Genomic DNA, 16,126 nt, shown 5'->3' with positions numbered 1-16,126 from the left:
AGATATGATATGGCAGAAATGAGAGACGGTAAGGTAATATTATTAAATGGTTTTAATACTGATGAGATAAGAGCTATTATGAAGGCCGTTAAGTCAGTAGTTGAGAATCCTAAGGATATCGCTTTTTGTATGACAACAGATAATAATAAAGAATGGAAAATCAAAGACCTTATTCATGATGTCAGAGGTGACCACGAATATTTACAAAACAATCCACCCCAGAGAGGTTAAACTTTCATGAATGTAAAAAGCATAGCAAAAGTTACTCCTATATTACTTTTAACTTTAATAACAAGTTGTAATTTGTTTTTTAGTAACTCCTCTGATGATGATATAGCTGGCCATTTAATAATCCAGAATTCATCAAGTTATTCACCCAAGGAAATTTATATTACAGAAGTGGGTGCCAGCTACTATTCGAATAGCTCTATTTGGTTTGAAGTTTATAATCCCAATAATGTATCCGTAAATTTATCGGCTTATTCGTTACGAAGTTATGGAACTAATAATAGCCAAGATGATGTATATGTCATGGAAATCCCCTTACATTCTTATACGTTGGCACCTCATGGTTATGCCGTATTAAAAATTAAAAATAGCCATTCTCCTGATTCATTACACTCCCAAGGTGATTTTATACCCACTGTTGTCTATAAAAACGTGACCTATCATTCATTTTGGTCTGACTCAGGTTATGTTGAATTGGTTAGGGATGGAGTCACTTATGACTTTATTAGATTTGGTAACTGTTCTATAGAGCCTCAAAGTGGTTATTTTTCTGGTAAAGCTGAAGGGTTTCCCTCCTCTTTATCGTCTTATAAGTACTATGGCTATTATGGTAATTCCTTATCCAGAAATCAGAGTTCTGAAATGTATATAGATACCGATTCTAATAATGATTGGGCTCTTCGTAAATTTTCGACGCCCAGCTCTATTAATGATATAACTAATGATACTGATGCTGATAATGATGGTATTCCAGATCAAGCAGAGAGTCCAGGAGGAACCTATGGAGGTCTTCCCTTGTATGATTATGGAGCTAGGACAGGTAAAAAAGATATCTTTGTATATGTGAGCTATATGGATCCAACTTCAGTAGAACTACTGGGATATAACAAATCGAATAATGAATATTATTTCACTGGCTCTAGGGGATATGATGCTGGTGTAGATCCTCAGATTGAAGCATTTAATAAGGTAGTTGAAGTGTTTGAGGCAAATAATATCTCCCTCCATATAAATATTGGTAATAAATTTAGTTCTAGCTTTAGTAAAGAAAAGTACAACTTAGACAATACAAGTCATGAAATACCTTACAGTCGATTGGTTTCTTTAGGTAACTACAGTTCTAGTTCTAACTTGTATGATATTAAAGCAAAGTATTTTCCCATGGTAGGTAAATGGATATACCATTATTGTGTCTTTGGCTTTTTACAAGGTGCAGGAAATGCAGGCTCCTCTGGGATTGCAGAATTGGGCACTAATGGGGCCGGAAATGATCTTATCATTACTTTAGGTGGTGTTTGGGATTTAAACACCGATAGTAACGAAAAAAAGCAGGAATTAATAAATCTCCAAGCATCTACTTTTATGCATGAATTAGGACATAATTTAGGATTACATCATGGTGGTGATGAGGATCAGAATTATAAACCCAATTACTACAGTGTTATGAATTACCTATACCAGTTATATGGGCTTCCAGATACTAATAGTGAAACTGTAGGTGATAGGTATTATTTAGAGCAATATAATAATGCGCAACCTGATATAAAAACTAGGTGGCTTTCCCTAATGAGTGACTCCTCCAAGGAACCTATTTCCTTTGGAGTTGAGAATGGACCTAATACATCTTCCTTTAGCCTTGACTATAGTCATGGTATGGGCAACGATATAGATGAAAAAGCTATAAATGAGAATGATGGAATTGGACAGGGTAATGCAAGGTTAGATTATAATGGAAACAAAAGTATTGATGCTTCAGTTTCCTATGATATCAATTTTACTAATGGAGAAAAATCTAAGCTTAAAGACTATGACGATTGGTCTAACCTAATATTCGCTTTTTCAAGAGATTTCTATGCTGATTCTAGAAGTACTTCAAATAGAAACTTAGAAGACATTGTCAATGATCGTATGCCTTATGCCGAAGAAATTCCTTTAAAAAGTATAGCTTTTTAAGTGTTCGACAATGTCATATTGATAGTCCTACGAACAGAGGTTGAGAAAGTAGTTCTTTTTTAATTCTATTATTTGACTGGAAGAGGGGGGAGCAAGCTATTTCACTTTAGCAATTAGATAATCAGTTTACTTAGAAATATGGATGTCTGTAAGGAATTTAACAGAATTATGTTAAATTCCTTTGTTATTGTCTATAGAAACAGTTTGACAGAAATAGCTAAGTCTATCATAATCTGTGCAAATGAACGCAAATAGATCCTATTTTACCAGCTATTTTTTCTTCTTTTACTTTGCATGGTATGCACCAGGGCCTGTTTGCGGTAGATCCTCCAAGTAAGAGGAATTATTTTGAATAACAGGCCCGGAGCAAACGCTTCGGGCTTTTTTTATACCTGGGAGGTAAGTAATAAATGCAAGTAATTGATTGTACTATTCGTGATGGTGGATTAATGAATAAATGGCAGTTCGATGATGCCTGTGTGCGAGAAGTTGTTTCGGCTGCTGTTCGTTCTGGAGTTGATTATGTTGAGGTTGGTTATAAAGCCAGTACTGAATATTTTGATCCGACGGTATACGGAAAATGGCGTTTTAGTTTGGAAGAAGATTTGGCTGACATTTGGTCAAGTTCATATTCTAATTCCAAGTTGTCCATTATGGTAGATATAGGACGATTTAAACTAGATATGTTCATCCCTCAGAGTGACTCTTTGATTAAGACATTTCGAATAGCTTGTTATATTGATCAAGTGAAAGAAGCTATCGAAACCTCCCTATATCTAGATCAATTAGGATATGAAACCTTCATAAATATCATGGCTATTAGTTCTTCCTCTCAAGGGGAGTTAAAAAAAGCATTACAATTGATTGATCAGACTAGCCCATGTAAAGCTGTTTATGTTGTGGATTCTTTTGGATCATTAAGTATGAATCAAACAGCCGGTTTAATTAAATTGTACAAAGATAGTTGTCCCTCTAAGAAAATTGGATTCCACGGACATAATAACCAACAATTAGCCTTGGCCAATACTTTAATGGCTATAGAATGTGGGGCTGAATATGTAGATGGAACATTTTACGGTATGGGTAGAGGGGCCGGGAATTGTCCTCTTGAACTTCTTTTAACCCAATTGGGCAAGACCCCTACAGAGATTAAACCCATTGCATCAGCTATTGAAAGACATATCAATCCTCTTAGGCAAAAGTTACGATGGGGATATCATCTTCCTTATGCTCTCTCTGGGCTTCTCAATACCCATCCTCGAAAAGCAATGGCTGCTATGCTAAAAGATGAAAGTGTTATGACTGATGAGTTTTGGAATGTGGCTTATTGAGGAATTGATTGAGATTCTCCGAGAGTTGTTTTTCCAGCTCCTGTATGTGTAATCCAAGTAATTGGCTTACCTGTATAAGTAGTTTTCCCATAACTTGGGGATACTCAAGAAAGCTTTGATTTTCTTTATAGGGAAAATCCGAGTCTAACAGTAATCTGTTAAGAGGAACATTTTGGAGTGCTTTTCTCCCTTTTTTGTTATTCTCTCTTAAGTTAAAAGGGGCAAAACTGATATAGGCTCCCATTCGTATAAGTCTTTCGATTAATTCCGGACTTCCTGAATAGGCATGAAAGGCAATAGGTATGGTCATGCTGTGTTCTTCCAGGATTTCAGTCATGGCACCCCAGGCTTTGACACAATGGAGGCTAACAGGACGGCTGTGTTCTATCGCTATGTCTAATTGTTGCCTAAAAGCTTTTTTTTGTAAGTCAAAAGAAGGTCCCTTATTTTTATCCAAACCGATTTCTCCAACACCGGCATTGTTTTGTCTGCTCAGGTATTGAATTAATAGTTGTTTTGTTTCGTTATTCCATTCTTCTGCCCACCATGGATGTATTCCATAATAAGGTTTACACTTCGTTTCTTTTAAACTTCGATTGTATATCCCCTTCCATTGAATAAGTGAGGCTGACATATCCCAACATTCATGGGGTAAGGTATGTATATTGCTACAGTAAGATAAATGGATGTGAGTATCTACCATGAAGTCCTCATATTCTTATACCCCTTATTGCCAGACCCGTATTCTAAGGATAGAATACAGGTCATATGGATGAACAGTATTTAACTGATAATATTGATCTTATTAGAGAAGTATTTCAATACACTCATAGATTCACAGGTACAACATTCGTGGTTAAAATTAACTACAAATTGTTTGATCATATCTATTTCCCTTTATTGGTAAAAGATTTAGCGACTCTCCATAAAGCAGGGATCAGGATTGTATTGGTTCCCGGAGCTACAGAACGTATTGATGAAATTCTCAAGCAATTCCAAATGGACACGGATCGAGTTAATAATATTAGGATCAGTACCCAGGAATCCATTCCTTTTATAAAGATGGCTGCTTTTGATGTTTCTAATAGACTCATGACCATGTTGGCAGGACATAGTGTAACGGCTGTTACGGGGAATTGGGTTAGAGCTAGAGGCCTTGGCGTTCAAGGGGGAATGGATTATCAGTTCTCCGGCAGAGTGGAGCGCATTGATGCCGCTCCTATCCATACCGTTTTAGACGAGGGGTTCATTCCTATATTCCCTTGTATCGGGTGGAATAGTAAAGGGCAACCATATAATATATCAAGTAATGAACTAGCCATGCAGGTCGCTCTTAATTTGCAAGCCGAAAAGTTATTTTTCTTAACAAATTACTCTCCTTTTCAAACAGATTCCTATAATGTTCAAAATCTTTCTTTAGTGGTGAATGAGAATAGAATCAGTCGTATGACCATAGAAGAAGCGAGAGCTTTTATTACACAAAATATGGATAATTCTGAAGATCTGTCCATGCTGGATCTAGCCGCTCAAGCATGTGAGGGAGGCATTAGCCGGGTTCATATTCTGGATGGGCAAATACAAGGGGTTTTACTAAAAGAGATATTTAGTAACCAAGGAATCGGTACGATGGTTCACCAGGATCCTTTTGAGTCTATTCGACCTATGTTACCTGAAGATGTATCAGAAGTCCTGCGTATGATGAAGCCCTTTGTTGATCAGGGTATATTAGTTCCCCGTTCTGAGAAGGATATGTTTCAACGTATCAAGGACTTTGTTGTTTATGCTGTGGATGGGGCTATTCATGGATGTGGGGCTCTTCACCTGTATGGAACGAAAGGGGAGATCGCTGCAATAGCTGTTGACCCCGGGTTTCGGCATTTAGGTTTAGGCCAAAAGATTGTTGCTTATTTGATACACAAAGCAAAAGAATTAGGGCTTGATGAGGTTTTTCTTTTAACAACCCAAACTTCTGATTGGTTTATCAATCTTGGCTTTGAGTTAGGAAGTGTCAAGGATCTACCTGAGCCCAAACGCAGTCATTACAATCCTGGCCGAAAGAGCAGAATCTATTCGAAGGTTCTAAACCATAAATGATTAATGATTTTATTAAAAGTCTTCCTCCCTTAAAATCACTGGGGCGATTATTCCATGGTAGGGGATATCTTTCCTCTCCCTGGAAGAATCTTGTCATCGAGTATTATCCCCCTTATATTAGGTTTGTCATTTATGGTGAGCTTCCTGTTTCTCTTGATTTGTTATGCTCATCTATAGTTGAACATTATCAAGTTGATTGTGAAAAAATAATAGTTCAAGATAGAAGATCTGTCCCTTGGACTGTTGAAGTTGGTTTAAAAGATCAGGAGCCTTTTGTTGTTCAAGAGGGGAGTTTATCTTTTTGGGTGAATCCCTTCACTCCTCAGAACTCTGGTTTATTCCTGGATACGAAACCATTACGTACCTGGCTTCTCAAGAATTCCGATAATAAAAAAATCTTAAATTTATTCAGTTACACATGCAGCTTATCTGTAGCAGCGGTCGCTGGAGGAGCTGTGTCTGTACACAATTGGGATATGAAAAAATCATCTTTGAGTAAGGGGCGTGAGAACCATCGATTGAATGGACATGACTTGAGTAAAGTAAAATATTTCGGTCATGATATTTTAAAATCCTTTTCCAAGATAGGGAAAAATGGACCTTATGACATTGTTATTATGGATCCTCCTCCCGGACAGAGCTTTTTTTCCCCTCAAAAGGATTATCCCAAGCTTATTAGAAGATCAACAGACTGGGTATCAGAAGAGGGTTATTTGATTGCCGTTCTTAATTCTCCAGATATTTGTTTTGAAGAGTGGAGGTTGACCGTGGAAAACTTAGGTCCATACAAGTTAAAAGAGGAAATGACTTCTGGTGATGACTTTTATGAGCAAGATCGCAACAAGGGCTTGAAGATTTGTGTGTTTCAGAAGTTTAGGTAGAAAAAAGAGAAGAAACTTTCTATAATTTGATTGTATACTGGAGTGGTAATGGATTATTGGTCTCTAGATGCAATAAGTACGATGGAAACAAGTAAACAACCTTGGAAGGTTTTGATTGCAGATGATGAAGATTCTGTACATCTCGTCACTCGTTTGGCTCTCACAGATTTTGTGGTTGACGAACGTCCTATCAAATTATTAAGTGCCTATAACGAAACTGATATTAAGAATACTCTTCAGGAATATCCTGATATAGCTCTGATATTGCTGGATGTTGTCATGGATAGCATGATGAGTGGGTTAGAGATAACCCAATATATTAGGGATGTTCTGGGCAACAAGAATATCAGAATTATTCTCAGAACAGGTCAATCCGGATTAGCTCCAGAGGATGAAGTTATCGTTAATTATGATATTAATGACTACAAAGACAAAACAGAACTAACTGTCAGTAAGCTTCGGACCGCCGTTATATCCAGTGTACGTGCTTACAGAGATCTTATCCATATTCAAGAAAATGAAAAAAGACTTAGTGAGGCACAGAGTTTTCTTAGTCTTGTATTGAATTCCATGGATTGGTTTGTTATCGCAGTGGATTGTAAATTAAGGATAACCCTATGGAATCGTTTTGCGAATGCCTACTATCATTTAGAAGAGAAACAGGCTTTAACTTCACCCCTTATCGAAGTCATACCTTCTTTACAAATATATGAAGAACGTTTTCATCAGATTATTTCTGATCGTACTCCTGTAATCCTTCAATATCAGGTGTTGGATGAACGTTTTTGGGATATTGCCTTTTATCCTATGATACAGAATGAGGTTGTTACAGGTATTGTCATGCGACTTGTTGACGTTACTGACCGAAAAAAAACAGAAGATCAGCTTCGACAAAGTCAGAAGCTGGAAGCGGTTGGCGCACTAAGCGTAGGATTAGCTCATGACCTGAATAATATATTAGGTGGTATAACCGGTTCGGTATCCCTTCTTGAATATGAAATCGATGAATGTCAAGGACCAAAAGATTCCTTATTTGATCATTTGGATATGATTAAGGAATCGGCAGATAAGGCTTCGGGTATAGTCAAAAGACTACTGTCTATCACTCGTAAATCAGAATCAAGACTTAAACCTGTCAATATAGAAGCCGCTATAAAGAATGTCTTGATAGTGTGTGAGTCTTCACTACCCAAAGTTATTAAGATAGAGAAGAAGAATGATTTGCCATCTCCCTGGATATTGGGTGATCAAGGTCAAATAGAACAGGTTCTCTTGAATTTATGTATTAATGCTGCCCATGCAATGACTATTATGCGTTCTTTAGAAGAAAGTCCCGGGGGGACTTTGACTATAGGGGTTCGATTGTTTGAAAAAGACTGTAGGGCCCATCGAAAATATACCATTCCAGATGGTTCTGATTACTTATGTCTTTATGTGGAAGATAATGGGATAGGTATGAATCAGGATATGGTAGACCATGCCTTTGAACCATTCTATACAACAAAGGACAAAGAATATGGAACGGGCTTAGGTTTAGCTATGGTCTACAACATTGTGAAAAATCATGATGGATATGTTGATATTGTCTCTCATGAAGGGAAAGGAACACGAGTTGAACTTGTTTTTCCTATTATTGATCAACAACCTGACGACATTCGTAAAGGAGATGTTGTTAATTTGCCTGTAATGCATGGAACTGTCCTTTTGGCTGATGATGAACCTGTAATGAGGAAGGTTGCCCGGGGGATTCTGGAAAAGTGTGGTTTCCAGGTGATCGCTGCAACTGATGGAGTAGAAGCTCTTGAGATCTTTAAACGAGAACAATTTCGCATTGTTTTGGTCATATTGGATCAACAGATGCCAAAATTAAATGGAGTGGAAGTCTTTCATAAAATTCATGCCATCAATAATCAGGTTTCTATTGTCCTAACTTCAGGCTTTGGTTCTACTAATGAGATTCAGAGTCTCTTAGATGCTGGTCTAGCAGCTTTTTTGCCAAAACCTTATGATATGAGTACATTATCAGGAGTCATAAAGGATGTATTGTGAAATTACTGTTGATATTGATTGCTGTGGTTGTTGCTCTAAGTTATGTTCCTCTCTTAAAAGATAAAGCCCTTAGAAAAGGATATTCAGATCTTCTATTTTATCAATTCATAAGTTTCTTATTGGTATTAAAAGGAAGTATTATACTCTTTGATATCCCTGAGTTTATTAATTCCCCTTTACTTGTTCTGTATAAGATGGGAAATCTTCCCCATTGGATATTGGCTTTTATTGGTATTGGGGCAATAACTATTTACTTTAGAAATTTATTATCCAAAAGAATGCTGATTTCTTATGTTATTTTGTTTGTAGGTATAGCCTCTATTATAGGAGCGAGTACGGCAATAAATAGAGAAGAAGTTGTTAGTACTGACAAGACTATTGTTTTATATGCCATGGATGGAGAAGCTGTTGATTATGAAGATCTTATATCTTCTCAGGATACGGTAATACTTAACTTTTGGGCCAGTTGGTGTCCCCCTTGTAAAGCAGAAATCCCCGAATTAAATATCTATAATGAGGATTGGCCGGGGCAATTATTAGCTATTAATGTATCTCAAACAGAGAAAGATAATAAACAATTTACTGAAATCGCTGATCAAATAGGCTATCCTATTTATAGAGATGTCACAGGAGCGTTGTCAGCTTTATACAATGTTGAAACTCTTCCTACAACCATCATAATAAAAGACAATCGAGCCATCAGGTTTGAAGGGGTTGTAAGTTATGATTGGTTAAAATACAACTCAAAATAAATAAAAGGAAGGTATATGGCTTTACCAACAGAAATTGAGAACCATCTAAAAGGATTAATTCAAACTTCAGATGGTGATTGGGCTAAGGAAGAAGGAGCCTGGGATAATATTAAATTGACCTGGGAGCAAAAAGATATCCTCTTTGAAGAACAAATACGTTTGCTCGGAATGGAAGAAGTTGAATCTTTATCTGAAGATGATTCGAGAGCTGTGCTTATCTTAACCTATTCTGGTTCACTTATCAGTATTGGTTGCGGTCCTCATCGATGGTTTGAATACGCAAGTATTAAATTAAGGAATGATGTCCCGGATATTCTCCTATCTGATAACATAAAGTGGGAAAGCGCTCCTACTATCAAGCAAACATTAAGTATAAAAGGTGGGCCTGTCAAAAACACCTCTGCCCTCTATCGTATTGCTGTATGCAAAGAAGGCATAGATACAGGTGAGCAGGATAAGCGTGTGAGAGAAGCCACTATCTTTTTGACTAATTCCTTTGTTAAGTTGAATCGGGAACTAACAATGAACAAAGAAGTTCCTTTTGATCAATTCAATAGACAAAACATACTTTCCTATCTAGCTAAAAAGAATGGTTTAACTAAAAAACAAGTGAGACAATTGTTGGATGACTACCATATGACAATGGAAACAGCCATCCTATTACAACAGTCCATCAATATTGGTCGTCTGGGTAAGTTCGCGGTTAAAAAGAAAGCAGCCCGGAAGGCTCGCCTAGGAAGAAATCCTAAAACCGGTCAAGAATTAACCATAGCAGCTCGAGATGAGCATATGGCTCCTGATTTCCGATTCAGTTCTTATCTTAAAGAAAGAACTTCTCAATTACCTATTCCTGAGGATGATGAGACTTAAGTTCTTTTATCTCTCTAGTGACTTCACCTGCATCTGCAAGATTCCATTCCAACAGTCGACGCAGATGGGTGAAGGTTTCCGAGTCTGTTTCAGTAAAAGTGAGTCCCACTTTTGTATCAAAACAATGAGCAACAGTAGCTTCAAAATCTAAGGTAATCTCTTGATTGTTTAAAAACAAAGTAAAGGTAACTTCTTGACCAATTTTAAAGCTGTGAGTTGTATTAAACTCAACTAACACCCCCTTCAATGAGAGGTTCTCTGACTCACCTGTCCAAACTTGTCCATCCAGGCTTATTTGGCAACTGGATTCAAATCCTGTTCTATCAAAATTTCGTTTACTCATCCTCTTGAAGTTTATGATAAGTTCCCTTGTTTTTCCACAAAATTTACTTGTTTATTTATGAGTGCAGCACTACATTAGGTTCATGAACATAATTGATGCCCTTGATCGTAATTGTATAAGAATTGATGCCAAACCCTCCACAAAAGAAGATGTCCTCAGGGCTATCACTTATCTAGCTAAACGTTCTCCTCTCTTAGAGGAGATGTCAGAGGTTGAAATACTTGAACGTTTAACAGATAGGGAAGTGCTATCCAGTACGGGGTTTCTTAAAGGTGTGGCCATACCTCATTGTCGGATTCCAGGGTTAAAACAGTTTCTTCTTGGTTTATTAATGGTTCCTGATGGGGTGCCCTTTGACTCTTTTGATGGTGAATCCTCTCGGTACTTTTTCTTTATTTTGGCCCCGGAAGAAGAACGGGACGTGCATGTTCAGATTTTGAGCTCCCTAAGTCTTACCTTTAAACAGGAAGAAAATTTAAAATTACTCGATTTATGTAAGAATAAAAGGGAGCTTTATGAAAAGGTGGTTGAGCTTTTCGGCCAAACAACATTAGTGAGCAAAGGCCCTTCCTGTTTGTTTAATATCATACTGCAAGTAGATAATATCAGGTCTGAGCTGATTAGGCTTCTGTCACAAATCTCAGGGGGGCAGGTGGCTGTCATCAATGATACTCTAATACAAGCTGTCGTTAACAAGAATCTTGTTAACGAAACCATTAGGCGTATAGACTTACTCAAAAAACAAAATGCTGTAGAAAAAGGACTTTTAGTTACTGTTCAGGATTTAATTTATCAAACTGGTGGTCTGTATTTTTAATCAGTATTGGTAAATTATTGTCAAGTTAATAACAAATATATATAGTGTGCCAATGGATCGTTTTTTAAGAACTAGGCGTTTGTATGGAGATAATGAATTTGCTAAACTTATAGATCATACTGTTATGATAGTAGGTTTGGGTGCTGTTGGAGGATATGCCTTTGAAGGCTTGGTCCGGAGTGGCATAAAGCGTTTAATAATAGTTGATTTTGATAGAGTAGGAATGACTAATATTAATAGGCAGATTCTTGCTACGGACGCCACTATGGGTAGATCTAAAGTTGAAGTAGCCAAAGAACGAGCATTATCTATCAATCCTGATGTACAAATACAAACCATAGACACTTACTTTAATTATGAAAATAGTGAAGACCTCCTCTCTCTTTCTCCTGATCTTATCGTTGATGCTATTGACTCTGTGGGGGCAAAGGTAACTCTTCTTTCAGAAGCATACAAAAAAAATATTCCTATATTTTCCTCTATGGGAGCTGCTTTAAAAACTGATCCCACCAAGGTCCAAATCGCAGATCTCATGGATACAGAAGGCTGTCCCTTGGCTAGAGTGATACGTCGTAAATTACGTAGAAGAGGAATAGGTAAGGGCATTACCTGTGTCTATTCACCAGAAGTCATTAATTATGAATATCGTCCTCCGGAAGAAGAAGGCTCAGAGTTTTTAAAGGGACCTCCCAGGCGTACTTTAGGAAGTCTAGCTTCACTGACGGGTATATTTGGTTTTTCACTTGCTACATCAGTAATTGATTATTTAAGGAGGGCTTAATGTCTGAACAATCTAGTTGGTCAATCAATGACGCTTGCCAACTCTATCGTATTAATAATTGGGGACATGATTATTTTGAAGTCACCCAGGATGGCCATGTGGGGGTTTACCTCAATAGTCCAAAAGGTAAGAAGCTTTGTAGTTTATATGAAATGGTTGAAGGATTAGATTCTCGAGGTATCAATATGCCTGTTCTATTACGTTTCCCAGATTTAATTCAAGGTCAAATAAAAGAACTAAATGAGAACTTTCGTAAAGCTATCAAAGAATATGAATACAATGGTGTCTACCGCGGTGTTTATCCTATAAAAGTTAATCAGCAAGAGCAAGTAGTCGAACAAGTCGTTAATTATGGAGTCAAATACCACCATGGATTAGAAGCGGGAAGTAAAGCAGAATTGCTTATCGCCTTAGCTTATATAAAAGATCCAGAATCTTATATTGTATGTAATGGGTATAAGGATGCTGAATTCATAGATCTTGCCTTGTGGGGGTGTAAATTAGGGCTTCCAGTCTTTCTTGTAGCAGAACGACCAGGAGAGATAGAAACCATCATTCGACGATCAAGAGCTTTAAATATCAGTCCTAATATTGGAATAAGGGCTAAGTTGAGTTCCACTGTAGAAGGCAAGTGGGCTGAATCTGCAGGTGATCACTCCATCTTTGGCTTAACCTCAAGTCAAATGGTAGAGGCTTTAGATACTCTTAAAAATGAAAATATGTTACAACATCTTAAATTACTTCATTATCATTTAGGCTCACAGATTCCCAAGATACGAAGTGTCCGTAAAGCTGTAGATGAAGCTACTAGATATTATATTAGTCTTGTTCAGGAAGGAGCTCCCATGGGGATCCTTGATATAGGCGGTGGATTAGGTGTTGATTATGATGGTTCTAAAGCTGCGAATGATAATAGTCGTAACTACTCCTTGATGGAATACTGTGCTGATGTTATTGAGGTCGTTAAAAAGAACCTGGATGATGCTCAAATAGATCATCCTAATATCATTACCGAATCTGGTCGTGCCATCAGTGCTTATTCTTCTGTTCTGCTTTTCAATATTCTTGATACTAACAGTCTGACAGAAAAAGGAATGCCCTCAGAGTTACCAGATGGAATGAGCCAGCATTTGGAGTATTTATTTGGTGTTCATAAAGACCTAAATGAAAACAACTTACAAGAATCTTATCACGATGCCATCTATTATCGTGATGAGATTAGAAATCTTTTTCAAGTTGGTAAAATATCCCTAAGAGAAAGAGCTTTAGGGGATGAGATCTTTTGGGCGACTCTCAAAATTATCAATCAACATCTTGGTGGATTAGAACGTATTCCGGATGAACTACAGAATATAGAGAAGAACCTGAGTGAAATCTACTATGCAAACTTTAGTGTTTTTCAATCTTTACCTGATGCTTGGGCTATTGACCAATTATTCCCAGTTATGCCTATCCATCGATTGGAAGAAAAACCGTCCTCCCATGCTATTTTGGCAGATATAACCTGTGATTGCGATGGTAAAGTAAGTAATTTTATAGATGATTATAGGGTAAAACCATACCTTCCTCTTCATAACCTCGATAAGAAACCATATATCGTTGGTGTCTTTTTAGTAGGGGCCTACCAAGAAACACTTGGTGATCTTCATAACCTATTTGGTGATACTAATGTTGTCGGTGTTACTTTGGCCAATGACGGAGAGATTGAATACAAAGAGGAACTGGCCGGTGATTCCGTTGAAGATGTCCTGTCTTATGTTGAATACGATATCAAATTCCTTAAGGAATCCTTTAGACAACTTGCGGAGAGCGGAGTTCGACAAAAGCTGATAACAGGACCAGAGCGAAGACATATTTTAGAAGTATTTGATTCGGGACTCCGTGGATATACATATTTCGAAGAGAATTAGTTAGGAGTATTTATGAACAACGATTTTCCCCATGATTTTGTATTTGGTGTGGCTACCAGTGCTTACCAAATTGAAGGTGCTGTAGGAGAAGGGGGGAGAACCCCTTCCATATGGGATACCTTCAGTCATACTCCTGGAAAGACAGAGTTAAATCATAATGGCGATATAGCCTGTGATCATTATCATCTATACAAAGATGATGTTCAACTAATCAAAAACTTAGGAGTCGGAGCCTACCGTTTTTCTACCTCATGGAACAGAGTTTTTCCTAAAGGTTATGGTGAAGTTAACCAAGAAGGGATGGATTTTTACAAAAAACTAGTAGATGAACTCTTAGAGAATAACATAGAACCTTTTTTAACCTTATATCATTGGGATCTTCCCCAATGCCTTTATGATGAAGGTGGCTGGATGAACAGGGATACTCTTAAAGCTTTTGAAGAATATGCCGGGACGATGGTTCATGTATTAGGTGACAAGGTCAAGAACTGGATGACCCATAATGAAATGTGGTGTACGGCGATGTTAGGTCATCATCAAGGCATATTTGCCCCTGGAGAAAGTAATTTTAAGAATGCTCTTCAAGTAGCTCATGGTGTTTTAGTCTCTCATGGGATGGCTATTCGGGCCATGCGAAGTACAGGGCAAGATCTTAACCTTGGTATTGCCCCTAACTTTTTACCTTCTTATCCTCAGGATCCTGACAAAGAAAGGGATAGAAAAGCGGCTGCTAACTTTGATGGTTATTTTAATAGATGGTTCTTAGATCCTCTTGTAGGAAGAGGATATCCGGAAGATATGTTGAATCTTTATGGTCCTCTATGTCCAAAGGTTGAATCAGGGGATATGGAGATTATCGCCAGTGATATCGATTTCTTAGGAGTTAATTATTATAATTCTAACTGGTATACTTGGAGTGAAGAGGATAAACTTCTTCATACGGCAAGTGTTGACCAACCCCATTTAGAATGGACCGCTGATCGTGACATTTATCCAGAGGGTCTATATGACACTTTAGAACGCTTATACAAAGATTATGGCTTTAAGAGTCTATACGTTACTGAAAATGGAGCTGCCTACGATGATCATATTGATAGCCTGGATAGCAATAGAGTTCATGATCCGGGAAGGGTTAAATTCCTTCAAGATCATTTTGATCAGGCTTTAAGGGCTGTTAAGGATAATATCCCCTTAAATGGATATTTTGTATGGTCCCTCATGGATAATTTTGAATGGGCTGCAGGATATACAATTCGCTATGGGTTACATTACGTAGATTATGACACCCAACAACGTATCCCAAAGGATTCTGCATTGTGGTATAAAGATTTTATTGATTCGGGTAAATGAATACTGGAAGGATAGATGATATGAATAGAATGGATGAAGCTGTCCAACAATTGAAAGAGGCTAAGAACATAGTTGTTTTTACAGGAGCAGGAGTCAGTACCTCTTCAGGAATACCTGATTTTCGTGGCCCTAATGGTCTATATTCATTCGCAGAAAAGAAATACAATCTACCTTATCCAGAAGCTATCTTTGATATCAACTACTTTCATAAACATCCTGAGCCTTTCTTTATGTTGTCTAAAGAACTGCTGGCCCAGGATATTCATCCCTCTCCTGTACATGAATTTCTATCTTGGTTGGAAAGTAAAAATAAATTGGAACTTATTCTTACCCAGAATATCGATATGCTTCATACAAAAGCAGGAAATGAAAAAGTTCTTGAATGTCATGGTTCATACTTAACAGGCCATTGTATGGAGTGTCAAACAAGCTATCAATATGATGAGTATGCTCAAGATATTCAATCAGATCAAATTCCCATCTGCCAATGCGGAGGTATCATAAAACCTGATGTGGTTTTTTTTGGTGAAGCTCTGCCCGATGAGTTTTATCGAGTTGTCAGGAATCCACCAAAAGCGGACTTCATCCTGGTACTAGGAACAAGTCTCCAGGTTCATCCTGTTGCAGGTATTGCCTTGGATTGGGTCAAAAACGTCTCCTCTCTACTGATCAATCAAGAGCTTACAGGTGTAGAATCCTCCTTCTCCTTTACTTTTCAGAATGATCTGGATCAGACCATTAAGGAAATATGGGATAGACTAAGATAA

General features: G+C 37.5%; 15 protein-coding genes. 13 read left to right on the top strand and 2 right to left on the bottom strand.

The genetic code is table 11. The annotated features are described in order from the left end of the window. Positions 1-9 precede the first annotated feature (9 nt). The 3 genes from K345_RS0110700 to K345_RS0110690 all read left to right on the top strand — a co-directional run bounded on the left by K345_RS0110700 (position 10) and on the right by K345_RS0110690 (position 3,512). Entirely contained in the window at positions 10-231 is a 222-nt protein-coding gene (locus K345_RS0110700; protein ID WP_028974140.1) for a DUF3783 domain-containing protein, read from the top strand. Positions 232-237: 6 nt separating this feature from the next. Beyond that, the gene (locus tag K345_RS0110695) at positions 238-2,181 is read left to right on the top strand and encodes a zinc-dependent metalloprotease family protein (RefSeq protein ID WP_028974139.1); all 1,944 of its coding nucleotides are present in this window, start codon (positions 238-240) and stop codon (positions 2,179-2,181) included. Between the two features lie 410 nt (positions 2,182-2,591). After that, positions 2,592-3,512, top strand: a complete 921-nt coding sequence (locus tag K345_RS0110690) for an aldolase catalytic domain-containing protein (protein ID WP_028974138.1) — start codon at positions 2,592-2,594, stop codon at positions 3,510-3,512. Here K345_RS0110690 and K345_RS0110685 read toward each other — a convergent pair. After that, entirely contained in the window at positions 3,478-4,215 is a 738-nt protein-coding gene (locus tag K345_RS0110685) for a TatD family hydrolase (protein WP_028974137.1), read from the bottom strand. The genes K345_RS0110690 and K345_RS0110685 overlap by 35 nt on opposite strands. A gap of 65 nt (positions 4,216-4,280) precedes the next feature. Here K345_RS0110685 and argA point away from each other — a divergent pair, with 65 nt between their 5' ends. The 5 genes from argA to K345_RS0110660 are packed head-to-tail and all read left to right on the top strand — an operon-like array spanning position 4,281 to position 10,158. After that, entirely contained in the window at positions 4,281-5,606 is a 1,326-nt protein-coding gene (gene argA / locus K345_RS0110680) for an amino-acid N-acetyltransferase (RefSeq protein WP_028974136.1), read from the top strand. Then, complete coding sequence (locus K345_RS20705) at positions 5,603-6,487, top strand: class I SAM-dependent methyltransferase (RefSeq protein ID WP_053228228.1); 885 nt, start codon at positions 5,603-5,605, stop codon at positions 6,485-6,487. The genes argA and K345_RS20705 overlap by 4 nt, the downstream gene beginning before the upstream one ends. A 48-nt stretch (positions 6,488-6,535) precedes the next feature. Then, the gene (locus tag K345_RS0110670) at positions 6,536-8,536 is read left to right on the top strand and encodes an ATP-binding response regulator (protein ID WP_028974135.1); all 2,001 of its coding nucleotides are present in this window, start codon (positions 6,536-6,538) and stop codon (positions 8,534-8,536) included. After that, the gene (locus K345_RS0110665; RefSeq protein WP_028974134.1) at positions 8,533-9,288 is read left to right on the top strand and encodes a TlpA family protein disulfide reductase; all 756 of its coding nucleotides are present in this window, start codon (positions 8,533-8,535) and stop codon (positions 9,286-9,288) included. Before K345_RS0110670 ends, K345_RS0110665 begins: the two co-directional genes overlap by 4 nt. A gap of 15 nt (positions 9,289-9,303) precedes the next feature. Continuing rightward, positions 9,304-10,158, top strand: coding sequence for an HU family DNA-binding protein (locus K345_RS0110660; protein ID WP_037572057.1), 855 nt, complete (start codon positions 9,304-9,306; stop codon positions 10,156-10,158). On the opposite strand, the gene K345_RS0110655 is transcribed toward K345_RS0110660, so the two are convergent. Continuing rightward, a complete protein-coding gene (locus tag K345_RS0110655; RefSeq protein WP_028974132.1) occupies positions 10,133-10,501 on the bottom strand; it encodes a PilZ domain-containing protein in 369 nt (122 codons plus the stop codon). The two genes, K345_RS0110660 and K345_RS0110655, sit on opposite strands and share 26 nt — an antisense overlap. Positions 10,502-10,583: 82 nt before the next feature. On the opposite strand from K345_RS0110655, the gene K345_RS0110650 reads away from it, so the two are divergent. Genes K345_RS0110650 through K345_RS0110630 form a run of 5 tightly spaced genes read left to right on the top strand, consistent with a single transcriptional unit; the run spans position 10,584 to position 16,126 of the window. Then, the gene (locus K345_RS0110650) at positions 10,584-11,318 is read left to right on the top strand and encodes a PTS sugar transporter subunit IIA (RefSeq protein ID WP_028974131.1); all 735 of its coding nucleotides are present in this window, start codon (positions 10,584-10,586) and stop codon (positions 11,316-11,318) included. A 52-nt stretch (positions 11,319-11,370) separates the two neighbouring features. Next, the gene (locus K345_RS0110645) at positions 11,371-12,099 is read left to right on the top strand and encodes a tRNA threonylcarbamoyladenosine dehydratase (protein ID WP_028974130.1); all 729 of its coding nucleotides are present in this window, start codon (positions 11,371-11,373) and stop codon (positions 12,097-12,099) included. Then, the gene (speA, locus tag K345_RS0110640) at positions 12,099-14,009 is read left to right on the top strand and encodes a biosynthetic arginine decarboxylase (protein ID WP_028974129.1); all 1,911 of its coding nucleotides are present in this window, start codon (positions 12,099-12,101) and stop codon (positions 14,007-14,009) included. Before K345_RS0110645 ends, speA begins: the two co-directional genes overlap by 1 nt. 12 nt (positions 14,010-14,021) lie before the next feature. Next, positions 14,022-15,359: a GH1 family beta-glucosidase gene (locus tag K345_RS0110635; RefSeq protein WP_028974128.1), complete on the top strand. Its 1,338-nt coding sequence runs from the start codon at positions 14,022-14,024 to the stop codon at positions 15,357-15,359. A 20-nt stretch (positions 15,360-15,379) separates the two neighbouring features. Further along, entirely contained in the window at positions 15,380-16,126 is a 747-nt protein-coding gene (locus tag K345_RS0110630) for a Sir2 family NAD-dependent protein deacetylase (RefSeq protein ID WP_028974127.1), read from the top strand.

The organism is Spirochaeta cellobiosiphila DSM 17781 (assembly GCF_000426705.1).
In the GTDB taxonomy this organism is placed as follows: domain Bacteria; phylum Spirochaetota; class Spirochaetia; order DSM-17781; family DSM-17781; genus Spirochaeta_E; species Spirochaeta_E cellobiosiphila.
The sequence above is the reverse complement of the archived record's forward strand: the minus strand, read 5'-3'. Positions and strand labels throughout refer to the sequence as shown.